Here is a 14792-nt window from a genome sequence, read left to right on the forward strand (position 1 = left end):
GCCCCGCCGACGGGCGGAGTTGCCGGGTCGGCGGCGTGCGGGGCCGTGCCGGGGGCGGCGGGCCGGGGCCCCGGCGGCGGCGCGGGCGGGTTGAGGAGTTCGCCGTGGAGGGTGCGGAGTTCCGGGCCCGGGGTGGTGCCCAGGGTTTCGGTCAGGGTGCGGGCGACCTCGGCGTAGGCGGCCAGGGCCTCGGCGGGGCGGCCCGCGGCGCGCAGGGCGCGCAGGCGGAGGGCCTGGAGGGGTTCGTCGAGGGGGTGGGTGTCGCAGAGTTCGGCCAGGGCGGGGAGCGTTCCGGCCGCCTGGCCCAGGGCCACCGCGGCGGCCAGGCGGGCGCGGCGCGCCGCCAGGTGGCGGGCCTCCAGCCGGCGGACCGGCACCGCCCGGCCCGGCAGGTCCGCGAGGGCGGGGCCGCGCCACAGCGCGAGGGCGTCGTCGAGCAGGGCCGCCGCCTTCGCGGGATCCCCGTCGGCGAGGGCGCCCTCGCCCTCGCCGGCCAGCCGCTCGAAGCGGTGCAGGTCGACGTCGTCGGGGTCGGCGGACAGCCGGTAGCCGCCCGCGGCGGAGGTCACCGCCTCCCGGCCCACGGCCCGCCGCAGCCGTCCGACGAGCGCCTGCAGGGCGCCCACCGCGTCCGCGGGCGGTGCACCGTCCCAGACCTCGTCGATCAGCGCATCGGCGGGGCGCAGCCGCCCCGGATGCAGGGCCAGCGCGGCCAGGAGCGCGCGCAGCCGGGTGCCGCCGAGGGGCATGGGGATGCCGTCGTCGGTGTGGGCCTGGGTGGTGCCGAGGATGCCGTAACGCACCGGCCCATTCTCCCCCGCGCCGGACCCGGCGCTACGAAATATGTCCCGGGCCAAGTACCGTCGCCCGGTACGTTCGCACGCCCCGGGGTTTTCCCGGCGGCCTCATCCCCAGGAGCACACTGGCATGGCAACGCAAGCGGCCCGCGGCGAAGGGCGTGTGAGCCCCGTCTTCCTCGCCCTCGTCGCCATCATGGCGGTCTCCCTCTGGGCGGTGTGGACCGGCTTCTCGGCGAACCCCGGTTTCGCCGTGTTCCTGTTCGTCCTGTCGGGCTGGGTCGTCTCGCTGTGCCTGCACGAGTTCTCGCACGCCCGCACCGCCCTGCACGGCGGTGACATATCCGTCGGGGCCAAGGGCTACCTGACCCTCAATCCCCTCCGCTACACCCACGCCCTGCTCAGCATCGTGCTGCCGGTGATCTTCGTCATCATGGGCGGCATCGGCCTGCCGGGCGGCGCGGTCTTCATCGAGCGCCACCGCATCCGCAGCCGCTGGAAGCAGAGCCTGGTCTCGGCGGCCGGCCCGCTGATGGACGCCCTCTTCGTCCTCGCCATCGGCCTCCCGTTCCTGCTGGGAGCGCTGGACGGGATACCGGACAACGCCCGCTACGCCCTCGCCTTCACGGTCCAGCTGCACGTGACCGCCGTGATCCTCAACTTCCTGCCCGTGCCGGGCCTGGACGGCTACGGCGTGATCGAGCCCTGGCTGTCGTACAAGGTGCGCCGCCAGGTGGAGCCGTTCGCGCCGTTCGGCCTGCTCGCGGTCTTCGGCTTCCTGTGGATCCCGGAGGTCAACCACGCCTTCTTCGACATGATCGACGCGGTGCTGCGGAGCCTCGGCGTCACCGAGTGGGACACCTACTGGGGCCAGAAGCTGTTCCGCTTCTGGGAGGGCACGCCGGAGATCCCGCCGCTGGACGGCCTCGTGATCGGCTGATCAGGCGGCTCGGCGCGATCAGGCGCCCGGCCGATCAGGCAGCCCGGCCGGCCGCGGAGCCCTGCTCCGCGGCCTTGTCGTTCTTCGCCTTGCGCACGTAGTACCAGGCGATGTTCGACGCGACGCCGAGCAGCAGGATCCACACGATGCCGAGCCAGCTGCCGCGCGCGAAGGAGACGACGGCCGCCGCGACCGCGAGGACGCAGACGGCGAGGGCGTAGAGGGCGAGGCGGGGCATGGGGGCGGCTCCTGTCCGACGGCGGGGGCGCATGTGCGTACGATCCCGGTCATTGTCCCCCATGCCCCGGGCGGCTCAGACGTCCGTGACCCGCAGCCCGGCGTGCGCCTTGTAGCGGCGGTTCACGGAGATCAGGTTGGCGACGAGGGACTCCACCTGGTGGGCGTTGCGCAGCCGGCCCGCGAAGACGCCGCGCATGCCGGGGATGCGGCCGGCCAGCGCCTGCACGATGTCGGTGTCGGCCCGCTTCTCGCCGAGGACCATCACGTCGGTGTCGATCTCCGCGATCTCCGGGTCCGACAGCAGCACCGCGGACAGGTGGTGGAAGGCGGCGGTCACCCGGGACTCGGGCAGCAGGGCGGCGGCCTGCTGGGCGGCGCTGCCCTCCTCCGGCTTGAGCGCGTAGGCGCCCTGCTTGTCGAAGCCGAGCGGGTTGACGCAGTCGACGACGAGCTTGCCCGCGAGCTCCTCGCGCAGCGCTTCGAGGGTCTTGGCGTGGCCGTCCCACGGCACGGCGACGATCACGATGTCGCTGCGGCGGGCGCACTCGGCGTTGTCCAGGCCCTCGATGCCCAGGCCCAGCTCCCCGGCGGCGGCCTGCGCCCGCTCCGCGGCGCGCGAACCGATGATCACTCGCTGGCCGGCCTTGGCCAGCCGGTAGGCGAGGCCGCGGCCCTGGTCACCGGTCCCGCCGAGCACGCCGACCACCATGCCGGAAACGTCGGGAAGGTCCCAAGGGTCCTTCGCAGGGGCCTTCTTCACGTCCTTCACCACGCCATCAGAAGTAGTCATGACAGCGATACTGTCACGCCCGTACCGCGCCCGACGGCCCGGTTGCGCCCCGCACGGGCACCCCTGGCGTCCGAACGGGTGAGCCACCCCGTAACTCCGCATCCGCCTGCGGCGGTTGGGGCAGGATGCGCCGCATGGACGCGGTACGGGTCGCACTGCTGCGCGAGGCGCTGGCCGGGACCGAGTGGCTGCAGGCCACCCGCCGTTTCGCGGGGGCCCTGCGGACCTCCGTCGAGGCCCACGGCGGCGGGCTGCTGCTCGTCGGCACGGCGGAGTACGAGCCCTGGCACCTCGCCGCCCACCTGGACGACGAGGCCGCCTGGTCCGGTCTGCCGGAGCTCGCCCCGACGCTCGTCCGCCACCGGGTGCCGTCCGGCGCGCCGACGCACCTGTCGGTGGGGCTGAGCCGGCTGGAGGCGGCGCGGCGCGGCGAGACGCTGCTGGTGGTGGCGGAGGGGCAGCCCGGGGAGGGGCTCCTGGAGCGGGTGCACGACGCGCGGCGCGACGGGGTGACCGTCCTGGCGCTGGACGGCGCGCCCCGCGCCGCGCGGGCCGACCTGCACGCGCTCGCGCACGACGCGCTGAGCGTGCCGGCCGCCGCCGAGCTGGATCTGGACACCGTCCAGCACCTGGTCAGCGCCGCCGCCGGCGAGACCACCGGCCCGGCCCCGCGGGGTCGCCGCTTCCGCGACCGCCTGTCGCGCCTGGCAGAGCACCTGGCCGCCCCGCCGCCCACCCGCTGGTAGCACCGGGCGCCGGCCCGCGCCCCGCCGCCCCGAAACGGGCCGGAAGTGGCCGGAAGCTGCCTTTCCGGGATATTCGTTTGCTTCGCCCGGGCCACGACCGGACCATGGTGCCCCGTGACCGAGCACCATCCCCCTCCCCCCTCCCCCGCCGCACGGCTGCGCGCCCTGCTGCCCGACCTCTCCCCCTGGCGTTCCTCGCCCGACTTCCGGCGCATGTGGATCGCCGGTCTGGTGACCGTCTTCGGCAGCTTCCTGACCTTCGTCGCGGTGCCGCTGCAGCTCAAGGAGCTGACCGGTTCCACGCTCGCGGTCGGCGCGGTCGGTGCGGTCGAGCTGGTACCGCTGATCGTCTTCGGTCTGTACGGCGGCGCCCTGGCCGACGCCCTCGACCGTCGCAAGCTGATCCTGTGGACGGAGGTCGGTCTCGGCGTCCTGAGCGGGATGCTGCTCCTCAACACGCTGCTGCCGCACCCGATGGTCTGGCCGTTGTACGTGGTGGCCGCGCTGGTCAGCGCGCTGACCGGGCTGCAGCGTCCGGCGCTGCAGGCGATCGTGCCGCGGATCGTCCCCCACGAGCAGCTGCCGGCCGCCATCGCGCTGAACTCCATGCGCTGGCAGGTCGGGGCCATCGCCGGCCCTTCGCTGGCCGGTGTGGTCATCACCTTCGCGGGGCTGCCGTGGGCGTACTTCCTGGACGTCCTCTCGTTCGCGCTGTCCGTGGTGCTCGCCCTGGGCCTGGCGCCCTCCCCCGCCTCCCACGACGCGGAGAAGCCGTCGCTGCGCGGCATCCTCGACGGCGCCCGCTACGCGTGGAGCCGCAAGGAGCTGCTGGGTACGTACGCCGTGGACATGGCGGCGATGTTCTTCGCCTACCCCACCGCGATCTTCCCGTTCCTCGCCGACGACCTGGACGCGCGGTGGGCGCTGGGCCTGATGTACTCGGCGGGCGCGGTCGGCTCGCTGGTGGTGAGCCTGACCAGCGGCTGGGTCTCGCGCATCCACCGGCACGGCCGGCTGGTGGTGCTCGCGGCGGTGGGCTGGGGTGCGGCGATGTCCGTGGCGGGCTGGCTGCACAACGTCTGGCTGGTGCTCCTCTTCCTGGCCGTGGCGGGCGGCTGCGACACGGTCAGCGGCCTGTTCCGTTCGGCGATCTGGGACCAGACGATCCCGGACGAGCTGCGCGGCCGCCTCGCGGGCATAGAGCTGCTGTCGTACTCCGTCGGCCCGCAGCTGGGCCAGGTCCGGGCGGGCGGCATGGCGGCGCTGACCAGCGTCCGGACGTCGGTGTGGTCGGGCGGCCTGGCGTGCGTGGCGTCGGTGGGGCTGCTGGCCCTGTCACTGCCGAAGCTCATGTCCTACGACCAGAGGACGGACCCGCACGCCGTGCGGATGCGGCAGCGGAAGGCCGCGGAAGCGGTGTCGGAGGCGGCCTAGGGCAGGTTCCGCCCGTCACCGGCACCGGCCGGGCCGCCTCGTGGGCGCGCCCGGCGGTGCCGGTGACGGTTCAGTCCTCGTCCTTCCAGCGCGGGTCCTCCCGCCACTCCTCGTTCCGCTCCCGGGCCGTCTCCATGGCGTGGGCCGCCTCCTCCCGCGTCCCGTAGGGGCCCATGCGGTCCGCGGCCCGGCACTCCGGCCCCTCCTCGACCGCCCCGTGCTTGAGGCAGTAGTACCACTCGCCCGGCTTGCCGGCCGTGCGCCGCCTGAACAGTGCCATCAGCTCTCCTCCAGCGTGTGTTCCGACCCTGACTACACTCGCAGACATGTCTGGCCAGTCGCTTCTTGTCCCGGGGACACTCTCCCCCGCCCGCCCTGTCCCCGCCTCGATCCTGCGGCCCGAGTACGTGGGGAAGGACGCACCCACCCCGTACACCGGCCCCGAGGTCCAGGACGCCGAGACGATCGAGAAGATGCGGATCGCGGGCGGCATCGCCGCGCGGGCCATGGAGGAGGCGGCCAAGCACATCGCCCCCGGCGTCACCACCGACGAGCTGGACCGCGTGGCGCACGAGTACATGTGCGACCACGGCGCCTACCCCTCGACGCTCGGCTACCGCGGCTTCCCCAAGTCGCTGTGCGCGTCGGTCAACGAGGTCATCTGCCACGGCATCCCGGACTCCACCGTGCTGCGCGACGGCGACATCGTGAACCTCGACGTGACCGCCTACATCGGCGGCGTGCACGGCGACAACAACGCCACCTACCTCTGCGGCGAGGTGGACGAGGAGTCGCGCCTGCTCGTCGAGCGCACCCGCGAGTCGCTGAACCGGGCCATCAAGGCGGTCAAGCCCGGCCGCCGCATCAACGTCATCGGCCGTGTCATCGAGTCGTACGCCAAGCGCTTCGGCTACGGCGTCGTCCGCGACTTCACCGGGCACGGCATCAACTCCTCGTTCCACTCCGGCCTGATCGTCCCCCACTACGACAGCCCGCACCACGACACGCTCATCCAGCCCGGCATGACGTTCACGATCGAGCCGATGCTGACGCTGGGCACGCACGAGTACGACATGTGGGAGGACGGCTGGACGGTCGTCACCAAGGACCGCAAGCGGACCGCGCAGTTCGAGCACACGCTCGTCGTGACGGAGACGGGTGCGGAGATCCTCACGCTGCCGTAGGGTTTTTACCGACAGCGCGTCGGGAAGCAATTGACTTAGGTAACCCTAACTAGAGAGGATGGGTGGTGGCGGCGCGCCCCGGCGCATCGGTTACCGCCCGTCTTCTCCACCGCCTTCCCGTCCCCTCGGTCACCGGAGGTCCGCCTTGGACGCGCCCGCCACGACGCCGTTCTCCACGCTCATCCGCACCGCCTCGCACGAGCAGCACACGGAAGCCGAGAACTCGTCGTTCATGAGCGACATGCTCGGCGGCCGGCTCGGGGTCGCGGCCTACCGCCGCTACACCGAACAGCTGTGGTTCGTGTACGAGGCCCTGGAATCGGCCTCCGCGGCCCTGGCGTCGGACCCCGTCGCGGGCCCGTTCATACGTCCGGAGCTGGCCCGCACCGCCCAGCTGGAGCGGGACCTCGCCCATCTCGGCGGGTCCGGCTGGCGCAGGGGCGTGGAGCCGCTGCCCGCGACGGCGGCGTATGCGGCGCGGGTCGCGGAGTGCGCCCGCGACTGGCCCGCCGGCTACGTCGCCCACCACTACACGCGCTACCTGGGCGACCTCTCCGGCGGCCAGATCATCCGGGGCACCGCCGAGAAGACCTGGGGCTTCGCCCGCAAGGGCGACGGCGTCCGCTTCTACGTCTTCGAGGGGATCCCCAACCCCGCCGCCTTCAAGCGCGAGTACCGCGAGCTGCTGGACGCCCTGCCGGTGGACGACCTGGAGAAGCAGCGCGTGATCGAGGAGTGCAAGCGGGCGTTCGCGCTGAACACCGCGGTCTTCCACGAGCTGGGGCGGGAGTTCCCGCTCAGCGCCTGACCTGCACCCTTTCCGCACGGACCTGCGCCTGCGCCCCCGGTGACCGTACCGGGGGCGCAGGCCGTTCTCGGGGAGGGGCCGTCAGCCCTTGGCGAGCGAGGCGCGCCGGCGGGTGGCGTAGACGGCCGCGCCGCCGGCGACGACGAGGGCCGCGGCCCCGCCGGCGAGCGGGCCGGCGGGAACGCCGGCGCCGGTGGCGGCGAGGGACGCCTCGCTGCCCGTGGCGCCGCCGCCCGTGCCGGAGCCGCTGCCGGTACCGGTGGAGCCGGATCCCGCGGCGGATCCGGATCCGGAGCCCGTGCCGGTGCCGGTTCCGGAGGAGGAGCCCTGGTCGTCGGGCAGCTTGGCGTCCTTCTCGACGGCGACGGCGAGGTTCACCGGGTCGAGGTCCGTGCCCGCCTTGTAGAACGACCGGCCCTTGTACGAGAAGACCTTGGCGCCCTCCTCGGTCAGGGTGGCCGGGACGGCGGAGAGCGAGACGACCCCGTCCTTGGCCTTGAACGCGTCCGCGCCGGGCTTGAGGTGCGCGAGCGGCACGGCCTTCGTCGTGGTGGTCGACTCCTTGCCCTTGGCGGACACGTCGGCGCTCAGCGTCGCGCCGGTGGTGGACGCCTTGACCGTGAAGTTGCCGAGCTTCAGGTCCAGTTCCCCGTCGTGGCCGCTGAAGCGCACCTCTCCGTTGAAGGCGGCGTCGAGCGTGTTCGCGGACGCGTCGTACGTCCCGTGGCCCTTGGGGAAGCGGTAGGAGTCGCCCTTCTTCACGGCGTCACCGAGGAGTTCGGCCTTGCCCTTGGCGTATCCGTCGGTGATGTACTCGCGGAAGGACTTCTTGATGCCCCAGTCCAGGCGTCCGTCGTGCACACCGCCCTGGGCGGGCTTCCCGTCGCCGGTCCTGCCGCCCTCGGTCGTGGGCGTGCCCGCGCCGCTCTTCGTGCCGGGATCGTCCGTGGACGTGCCCGCGTCCCTGGTGGCGGGGTGGTCCGTGGACGTGCCCGCGTCCTTCGTGCCGGGGTGGTCGGTGGACGTACCGGTCTCCTTCGTGCCGCCGCCCGCCGGCGGCTGCGCCACCGCCGTCACCGTGAGCGAGGCGTTGTCGAGCGCGGCACCCTCCTTGTAGAAGGAACGTCCCCGGTACGCGAAGACCTTGGCGCCCTGGGCGGTCAGCTTGGCGGGTATCTCGCCGAGGGTGATGACGCCGCCCTTGCCGCCGCCCCGCTTGGCCGCCCCCAGGTCCAGGGAGGCGAGGGGCACGTCGTCCTGCGTCGCGCCGTCCCTGGTGACGTCGGCGGTGATGCGGCCGGTCTTGCCGCCGGCGTCGCCCGCCAGCTTCAGGTCCGCGAACGTCAGGTCGAGCTCGCCGTCGTGGCCGAGGAAGCGCACGCCGCCCTTGAAGGTGGTGGCGACGGCGTGCGAGGCCATGTCGTACGTGCCCGTGCCGCCGGTGAAGGTGAAGGGGCCGTCGCCGGTGCGCCGCGCGCCGTCGGCGACCTCGATCGTGCCGCCTCCGAAGCCGGTCTCGATGTACTCGCGGAAGGACTTCTTCAGCCCCCAGTCCAGCGTGCCGTCCTTGAGCTGCATCTGCGGCGGGGGTCCGTCCGCGGCGTGGGCCGCCGGAACGGTCAGCGCGGTGGCGCCCAGAGCGGCGGCGGCCGTGGCGACGGCTGCCGCGAGGGCGAGGGGTCGTCGGCGTGCGGCGACGGTCATGGTCGGTTGTCTCCTAGGTAGGGGAAACGCTCGTGGACATCGGGGTGGGGAGGGGCCGCGCCGGCCGCTCGGTGAGGAGGAGGCAGCGGCCGGCGCGGAGTCGGGTCATTCCTCGTGTGCCGCGCGCGCCGCGGCGGCGGTCCGGCGCCTGCGGCCGAGGGCGAAGGTGACGGCCGCGGCCAGGAGGACCACGGCGGCGGCCGTCACCGGCACGACGGGGAAGGAGGAGCCGGCCGCGACCGGCTCCGTACGGGGTGCGGCCGCGGCGGGCGCGGCCGTCGGGCTCGCGGCCGGCGCGCGGCCGAGGTCGGGCAGCGGCGGGAGCGCGGCACCCGCGGCGAGGGGCACGGCGAGCGAGACCGGATCCATGTCCGCGCCCTCCTGGTACATCCCGCCGAAGGCCCCGGCGCCTTCGGCGGTGAGCCTGGCCGGGGCCTCGGACACGGCGACGAGGCCGTCCTTCTCCTTCAGTCCGGAGGCGTCGAAGGAAACGAGCGGAACGTTCCTGCGGACGTCCGCGCCGCTCCGGGTGACATCCGCCGAGAGCGTCCCCCTGCCGTCCTTCACCGTGACCTTCACCCCGCCCAGTGCGAGGTCGAGGTCCTTGCCGGTGAAGCGGAGGGTGCCCGCGAAGGAGGCGTCGAGGGCCGTCGCCCCGGCGTCGTACGCACCCTTGCCGCCCGGGAAGCGGAAGAGCGCTCCGCCGTCCTGGGCGCCGTCGCCCAGCTTCCACGAGCCCTGGGCGAGGGAGCCGGTGACGTACTCCCGGAAGGTGCGGCGCACCCCCCAGTCGACGGCCGCGCCGGTGAACTCGCCCCGGGACCCGCCCTTTTCCGCGGGCGTCGCGGACGGGCCGGCGCCCGGCGGCGTGGGCGACGGCGCCGTAGCGGCGGCCACGATGTCGGCCGAGAGGCTGACGGGGTCCAGGGCCGTGCCCCGGGTGTAGTAACCCGCGAACGCCTTGGCGCCCTGCTCGGTGAGCGTGGCCGGAACGTTCGCGAGCCGCACGGCCGTCCCGCTGCCGCGCAGGTTCACGCCGGAGACGTCGAGCGCGGCGAACGCGACCTGGGAGGCGGTCGTGACCTCGCCCGTGCCCTTGGCCTTGCTCGTCACGTCGGCGTAGAGGGTGCCGTTGCCGTCCGCGATGCGGACGGTGGGGCGGCTGACGGTGAGGTCGAGTTCGTGGGAGCCGTCGGGCTTGCGGTGGCCGGTGAAGTGGACGCCGCCGGAGAAGGCCGCCTCGAAGGCGCCGGTGCCGGGCCGGTGGGATCCCTTGGCGGAGTGGAAGCGGAACTGGCTGCCGCCGACCGTTGCCGCCCCTCCCTGGAGCTCCCAACTCCCCTGTGCCACGGGCCCGGTGACGTAGCTCTGGAAGGAGGACTTGATGCCCCAGTCGAGCCGGCCGCCCGAGACCTCGCGGCCGTCCGCCGCCGCTGCGGCACGCGCGGGGATCACGACCGTCAGCGCGGCCGCGAGGAGCGCGACGACGGGCGCGCGGGCAGGTCTGAACGGCAGCATCGGGAGCCCCTCTCGGGCAATAGCAATTTAGGTAAGGCTAACCTAAGCTATATCCCGACTGGTTCACAGCGAAAGGCGGGAATGTGTCCCAACACCGGCCGGTGGGCGCGCCGATACGCCTCCCACGCCTCCTCGGCGCTCTTGCGGCCCTGCTGGCCCTGGCCGCCGTCCTCACCGGCTGCGGCCCCTCGGACGCCGTCTCCGGGACCGGCGGGCGCGGCGGCGGCACGGCGGACGGGCGCCGGGCGGCGGCCGACCGCGTGGAACTGCCGGCGACGAAGCCGACGCCCCGACTGCCGGTCACCGTACGGTCGTCCGACGGCCGCGACGTCACCGTGACGGCCACCGATCGGATCGTCCCACTCAGCGGCGCGCTGTCCGAGGTCGTTTTCGGCCTCGGTCTGGGCGAGCAGGTCGTCGCACGCGACATCACCGCCACGTTCGAGCAGGCGCGCAGGCTGCCCGTCGTCACGCGCGCGCACGACGTCTCGGCGGAGAGCGTGCTGTCCCTGAAGCCCACGCTCGTCCTCGCCGAGACCACCACCGGCCCCGCCGAGGCGATCGGGCAGATCCGGGCCGCGGGCGTCCCGCTCGTCGTCCTGGACCCGGCGAAGAAGCTCGACGACGTCGGTACCCGCATCGACGCGGTGGCCGCCGCGCTCGGCGTGCGCACCGCCGGGGACGAGCTGCGCACCCGCACCCAGGGCCGCATCGAGCAGGCGCGCAAGGGCATTCCGCGCGACGCCGCCGCGGGCACCGGCAGACCGCGGGTCGCCTTCCTCTACCTGCGCGGCTCGGCCTCGGTCTACCTCCTGGGCGGCGCCGGTTCGGGTGCCGACTCGCTGATCGAGGCGGCCGGCGGCATCGACGCGGGCAGGGAGTCGGGCCTGAAAAGGGACTTCACGCCCATCACGAGCGAGGCGCTGGCGAAGGCCGCGCCGGACGTGATCCTCGTGATGAGCAAGGGACTCGACTCGGTCGGCGGCGTGGACGGCCTGCTGAAGATCCCCGGCGTGGGCCAGACCCCGGCCGGCCTGGACCGCCGGATCGCCTCCGTCGACGACGGCGTCCTGCTGAACTTCGGCCCGCGCACGGACGCGGTGCTCACCTCCCTGGTCGAGCAGATCCACCGGGGCGGCCGCTGACATGGGCCACCCGTCGAGAACCCCCACCGGGGCGGCACCGTCCGCTCCCCCAAGCGACCGTGACGCCGCGCCGGACGCCGGCCGCGCCCGTGAGGGCGACACCTCGCCGGCACCGTCGCGCGGGCGCGCCGGCCGCCGCGCCGCCGTGCTGACGTGCGGCATGGCCGTCGCCCTCGCCGCCCTGTGCCTGCTCTCCGCCGGCCTCGGCGCCTACGACATCCCGGTCGGGGACGTCACGGGCTCCCTCCTGCACCGCGCCGGTCTCGGCGGCGCGCCGCTGGACCGGGTCGGCGAGAGCGTGCTGTGGAACGTACGGCTGCCCCGCGTCGTGCTGGCCGTGCTGGTCGGCGCCTCGCTCGGGTGCGCGGGCGCGCTCATGCAGGGCGTGTTCGGCAACCCCCTCGCCGAGCCCGGCGTCATCGGCATCTCCATGGGCGCGGCCGTCGGCGCGGTCACCTCGATCGCGCTGGGGCTGAGCTTCCTCGGGACCTGGACGATCAGCGTCTGCGCGTTCGCGGGCGGGCTGGTGACCGTGCTGCTGGTCTACGTGCTCTCCCGCTCGGGCGGCCGTACGGAGGTGGTGACGCTCATCCTCACCGGCATCGCCGTGAACGCGTTCGCGGGCGCGCTCGTCGGGCTGGGCGTCTTCCTCGCGGACAACGCCCAGATCGCCCAGATCGCCTTCTGGCAGCTCGGTTCGCTGGCGCAGGCAACGTGGCCGAAGGTGCTGGCCGTGCTGCCGTGCGCCCTGGCCGGGCTGGCCGTCGCCCCCTGGTACGCGCGCAAGCTGGACCTGCTCGCGCTCGGCGAACGGCCGGCCCGCCACCTGGGCGTCGACGTGGAACGGCTGCGGCTGGTGCTGGTGCTGGTGGTCGCGCTGCTGACGGCGGCGGCGGTGGCGGTGGCGGGCGTCATCACGTTCGTGGGCCTGCTGGTGCCGCACCTGCTGCGGATGGCGGCGGGCCCGGCGCACCGCTTCCTGGTGCCGGGCAGCGCCCTGGGCGGCGCCCTGGTGCTGGTCGCCGGTGACCTCGCGGCCCGCACGGCCGCCCAGCCGGCGGAGCTGCCCCTGGGGGTCCTGACGGCCTTGTTCGGCAGCCCGTTCTTCTTCTGGTTGCTGCGCAGGACGCGACGGAAGCAGGGAGGGTGGGCATGAGCGCCCGTACGCCACACCTCGGCCCGGCACGAGGAGGGTGGGCATGAGCGCCCGTACCCTGCGTTCGTTCCTCCCCCGCCGGGGCGGGCGGCGGCTTCCCGCCCCCGTCGTCGCCGGTTCGGCGCTGGCCGAGGCCCGTTCCCTGCACGTGCGGCTCGGAGGGCGGGCCGTGCTGGCCGGTGTCGATCTGACGGTCCGCGCGGGCGAGGTCGTGGCGCTCGTCGGGCCGAACGGGGCCGGCAAGTCCACCCTGCTGGCCGCGCTCGCCGGCGATCTGCCCGCCGAGTCCGGCGAGGTGCGCGTCGACGGGCTGCCGGCCGGTGCGTGGAGCGCGGGCGAACTCGCCCTGCGCCGGGCCGTGCTGCCGCAGACGGCCGGGCTGTCGTTCCCCTTCACCGTCGGGGAGGTCGTGCGGATGGGCCGCGCGCCCTGGGCCGGGACGGCCGCCGAGGAGGAGGACGACGCGGCGGTCCGGGAGGCCATGGCCGCCGCCGACGTGGCCGGATTCGGACCCCGCCCGTTCGCCGCGCTGTCGGGCGGCGAGCGGGCCCGGGTGGCGCTGGCCCGGGTCCTCGCCCAGCGCACCGCCCTGCTGCTGCTCGACGAGCCGACGGCGGCGCTGGACCTGCGCCACCAGGAAGTGGTGCTGCGCATCTGCCGCGAGCGCGCGGCCGCGGGCGACGCGGTGGTGGTCGTGCTGCACGACCTCGGTCTCGCCGGGGCGTACGCGGACCGCGTCGCCCTGCTCCACGACGGGCGCATAGCGGCCGACGGCCCACCGGCGACGGTGTATCTGCCCGAATTGCTAAGTCGTGTCTATTCCCAGCCGGTCGACGTAATTGATCATCCGTGCAGCCGGGGACCATTGGTGATACCGCGGCGGGAGGGCCGAGATTTTGCCTCATGAGAGCAGAATCACTCTCCTGGCGGGGAACAGGGTAGGCAAGCCTCAGATAAGTTAGGGCGGCCTTATTCGAGCAATCGTTTTCGGCCATCCCTCATCCGCTCTCCGAGCAAGCCTGGAGCCCCCATGCGAGTCCTCCGCTCCTCCGCCGTCGTCGCCGTCGCGGCAGCCGCGGCCCTGACCGCCGTGTCCGGTTGTGCCGAGAAGTCGGACAAGAAGGACTCGGACGCCATTGCGGTCAAGGCGAAGGACGACGCGTGCGAGGTCTCGAAGACCTCGTTCCCGGCCGGTCACGTCAAGATCAATGTCGAGAACAAGGGCTCGAAGGTCACCGAGGTCTACCTCTACGCCGCCGGTGATCGAATTGTCGCGGAGCGGGAGAACATAGGCCCGGGCACCAAGGCCGAGATCGTCGCGACGATCAAGAAGGCCGGCGCCTACGAAATCGCCTGCAAGCCCGGAATGAAGGGCGACGGCATCCGCCAGAAGGTCACCGTCACCGGCGACGGCAAGCAGGAGAAGAGCAACCCGGAGCTGGACAAGGCGGTCGCCGAGTACCGCAAGTACGTCCAGCAGCAGGCCGACGAGACCATCCCGGCGGCGCAGAAGTTCGCCGACGCGGTCAAGGCCGGCGACGTGGACGAGGCGAAGAAGCTCTACGCCGTCTCCCGCATCGGCTGGGAGCGCACCGAGCCGGTGGCGGAGTCCTTCGGCGACATCGACCCCAAGGTCGACGTGCGCGAGGACGGCCTGGAGAAGGACCAGAAGTGGACGGGCTGGCACAAGCTGGAGAAGTCCCTCTGGGAGGCCAAGGAGATCTCCGAGGACGACAAGAAGCTGGCCGACCAGCTGATGGAGGACCTCAAGGGCTGGCAGAAGGTCGTCGGCACCGCCGAGATCACCCCGACCAGCATGGCCAACGGCGCCAAGGAGCTGCTCGACGAGGTGGCCACCGGCAAGGTGACCGGTGAGGAGGAGCGCTACAGCCACACCGACCTGGTCGACTTCCAGGCCAACGTGGAGGGCGCCGAGAAGGCGTACGAGCTGCTGAAGCCGGTCGCCTCGAAGAACGACTCCGACCTCGCCAAGGAGCTGGACAAGCAGTTCGGCGAGCTGAAGAAGCTGCTGAACGACTACCGCGACGGCGACACCTTCAGGTCGTACGACGCCATCGGCAAGGACGACCGCAAGAAGCTGTCCGACGCCGTCAACGCCCTGGGCGAGCCGCTGTCCAAGCTCGCCGGCGCGGTCGCGAAGTAAGCGAAGGGGACGGACTTCTCATGACTGGCGAAATACGCGAGAACGTGACGGACGGCAAGGCGGGCGAGGCGAGCGACGAGGCCGCCAAGGCCGCCCCCTCCCGCCGCTCCGTGCTCGGCTGGGGCGGCGCCGGCCTCGCGCTCGGCGCCGCCGCGGCCGGCGGCAC

General features: G+C 73.3%; 15 protein-coding genes. 9 read left to right on the forward strand and 6 right to left on the reverse strand.

Annotated features, from left to right (window positions below):
* The coding region (locus LE181_RS28990; protein ID WP_443742926.1) for an AfsR/SARP family transcriptional regulator at window positions 1–803 on the reverse strand (803 nt) is incomplete at its 3' end.
* 124 nt (window positions 804–927) lie between these two features.
* Between LE181_RS28990 and LE181_RS28995 the strand changes: the two genes are divergently transcribed.
* The gene (locus tag LE181_RS28995; RefSeq protein WP_225664483.1) at window positions 928–1737 is read left to right on the forward strand and encodes a site-2 protease family protein; all 810 of its coding nucleotides are present in this window, start codon (window positions 928–930) and stop codon (window positions 1735–1737) included.
* A 34-nt stretch (window positions 1738–1771) separates the two neighbouring features.
* On the opposite strand, the gene LE181_RS29000 is transcribed toward LE181_RS28995, so the two are convergent.
* Together LE181_RS29000 and npdG are read right to left on the reverse strand one after the other, a co-directional pair.
* On the reverse strand, window positions 1772–1975 hold the full coding sequence (locus LE181_RS29000) for a hypothetical protein (protein ID WP_225664484.1): 204 nt from the start codon (window positions 1973–1975) through the stop codon (window positions 1772–1774).
* A gap of 75 nt (window positions 1976–2050) precedes the next feature.
* Window positions 2051–2767, reverse strand: coding sequence for an NADPH-dependent F420 reductase (gene npdG, locus LE181_RS29005; protein ID WP_225664485.1), 717 nt, complete (start codon window positions 2765–2767; stop codon window positions 2051–2053).
* Window positions 2768–2901: 134 nt separating this feature from the next.
* On the opposite strand from npdG, the gene LE181_RS29010 reads away from it, so the two are divergent.
* Both LE181_RS29010 and LE181_RS29015 read left to right on the forward strand, forming a co-directional pair.
* Window positions 2902–3513: a hypothetical protein gene (locus LE181_RS29010; RefSeq protein ID WP_225664486.1), complete on the forward strand. Its 612-nt coding sequence runs from the start codon at window positions 2902–2904 to the stop codon at window positions 3511–3513.
* A 114-nt stretch (window positions 3514–3627) separates the two neighbouring features.
* A complete protein-coding gene (locus LE181_RS29015; RefSeq protein WP_225664487.1) occupies window positions 3628–4947 on the forward strand; it encodes an MFS transporter in 1320 nt (439 codons plus the stop codon).
* A gap of 70 nt (window positions 4948–5017) precedes the next feature.
* Here the strand turns inward: LE181_RS29015 and LE181_RS29020 are convergent, their stop codons facing one another.
* The gene (locus LE181_RS29020) at window positions 5018–5227 is read right to left on the reverse strand and encodes a hypothetical protein (protein ID WP_225664488.1); all 210 of its coding nucleotides are present in this window, start codon (window positions 5225–5227) and stop codon (window positions 5018–5020) included.
* 46 nt (window positions 5228–5273) lie between these two features.
* On the opposite strand from LE181_RS29020, the gene map reads away from it, so the two are divergent.
* Both map and LE181_RS29030 read left to right on the forward strand, forming a co-directional pair.
* Window positions 5274–6131 (forward strand): type I methionyl aminopeptidase, encoded by an 858-nt coding sequence (gene map / locus LE181_RS29025; RefSeq protein WP_225664489.1) that lies wholly within the window; start codon window positions 5274–5276, stop codon window positions 6129–6131.
* Between the two features lie 145 nt (window positions 6132–6276).
* The gene (locus tag LE181_RS29030; RefSeq protein WP_225664490.1) at window positions 6277–6939 is read left to right on the forward strand and encodes a biliverdin-producing heme oxygenase; all 663 of its coding nucleotides are present in this window, start codon (window positions 6277–6279) and stop codon (window positions 6937–6939) included.
* An 81-nt stretch (window positions 6940–7020) separates the two neighbouring features.
* On the opposite strand, the gene LE181_RS29035 is transcribed toward LE181_RS29030, so the two are convergent.
* Window positions 7021–8643, reverse strand: a complete 1623-nt coding sequence (locus LE181_RS29035; protein WP_225664491.1) for an HtaA domain-containing protein — start codon at window positions 8641–8643, stop codon at window positions 7021–7023.
* 105 nt (window positions 8644–8748) lie between these two features.
* Complete coding sequence (locus tag LE181_RS29040; RefSeq protein WP_225664492.1) at window positions 8749–10161, reverse strand: HtaA domain-containing protein; 1413 nt, start codon at window positions 10159–10161, stop codon at window positions 8749–8751.
* 83 nt (window positions 10162–10244) lie between these two features.
* Here LE181_RS29040 and LE181_RS29045 point away from each other — a divergent pair, with 83 nt between their 5' ends.
* The 4 genes from LE181_RS29045 to efeO all read left to right on the forward strand — a co-directional run bounded on the left by LE181_RS29045 (window position 10245) and on the right by efeO (window position 14626).
* The gene (locus tag LE181_RS29045) at window positions 10245–11306 is read left to right on the forward strand and encodes a heme/hemin ABC transporter substrate-binding protein (protein WP_225664493.1); all 1062 of its coding nucleotides are present in this window, start codon (window positions 10245–10247) and stop codon (window positions 11304–11306) included.
* Window position 11307: 1 nt separating this feature from the next.
* The gene (locus tag LE181_RS29050) at window positions 11308–12462 is read left to right on the forward strand and encodes a FecCD family ABC transporter permease (protein ID WP_225664494.1); all 1155 of its coding nucleotides are present in this window, start codon (window positions 11308–11310) and stop codon (window positions 12460–12462) included.
* Between the two features lie 43 nt (window positions 12463–12505).
* A complete protein-coding gene (locus tag LE181_RS29055) occupies window positions 12506–13369 on the forward strand; it encodes a heme ABC transporter ATP-binding protein (RefSeq protein WP_225664495.1) in 864 nt (287 codons plus the stop codon).
* 123 nt (window positions 13370–13492) lie between these two features.
* Entirely contained in the window at window positions 13493–14626 is a 1134-nt protein-coding gene (efeO, locus tag LE181_RS29060) for an iron uptake system protein EfeO (RefSeq protein WP_225664496.1), read from the forward strand.
* The last annotated feature ends 166 nt before the right edge of the window (window positions 14627–14792 follow it).

Source organism: Streptomyces sichuanensis (assembly GCF_020328095.1).
Lineage (GTDB): Bacteria > Actinomycetota > Actinomycetes > Streptomycetales > Streptomycetaceae > Streptomyces > Streptomyces cinnamoneus.

Bases quoted from the DNA above. Each gene is read 5' to 3' on its own strand.
- LE181_RS29010 (WP_225664486.1), top strand. From the start codon at position 2,902: ATGGACGCGGTACGGGTCGCACTGCTGCGCGAGGCGCTGGCCGGGACC.
- LE181_RS29050 (WP_225664494.1), top strand. From the start codon at position 11,308: ATGGGCCACCCGTCGAGAACCCCCACCGGGGCGGCACCGTCCGCTCCC.
- LE181_RS29055 (WP_225664495.1), top strand. From the start codon at position 12,506: ATGAGCGCCCGTACCCTGCGTTCGTTCCTCCCCCGCCGGGGCGGGCGG.
- efeO (WP_225664496.1), top strand. From the start codon at position 13,493: ATGCGAGTCCTCCGCTCCTCCGCCGTCGTCGCCGTCGCGGCAGCCGCG.
- LE181_RS28995 (WP_225664483.1), top strand. From the start codon at position 928: ATGGCAACGCAAGCGGCCCGCGGCGAAGGGCGTGTGAGCCCCGTCTTC.
- LE181_RS29040 (WP_225664492.1), bottom strand. From the start codon at position 10,161: ATGCTGCCGTTCAGACCTGCCCGCGCGCCCGTCGTCGCGCTCCTCGCG.
- npdG (WP_225664485.1), bottom strand. From the start codon at position 2,767: ATGACTACTTCTGATGGCGTGGTGAAGGACGTGAAGAAGGCCCCTGCG.
- LE181_RS29035 (WP_225664491.1), bottom strand. From the start codon at position 8,643: ATGACCGTCGCCGCACGCCGACGACCCCTCGCCCTCGCGGCAGCCGTC.
- LE181_RS29000 (WP_225664484.1), bottom strand. From the start codon at position 1,975: ATGCCCCGCCTCGCCCTCTACGCCCTCGCCGTCTGCGTCCTCGCGGTC.
- LE181_RS29020 (WP_225664488.1), bottom strand. From the start codon at position 5,227: ATGGCACTGTTCAGGCGGCGCACGGCCGGCAAGCCGGGCGAGTGGTAC.
- map (WP_225664489.1), top strand. From the start codon at position 5,274: ATGTCTGGCCAGTCGCTTCTTGTCCCGGGGACACTCTCCCCCGCCCGC.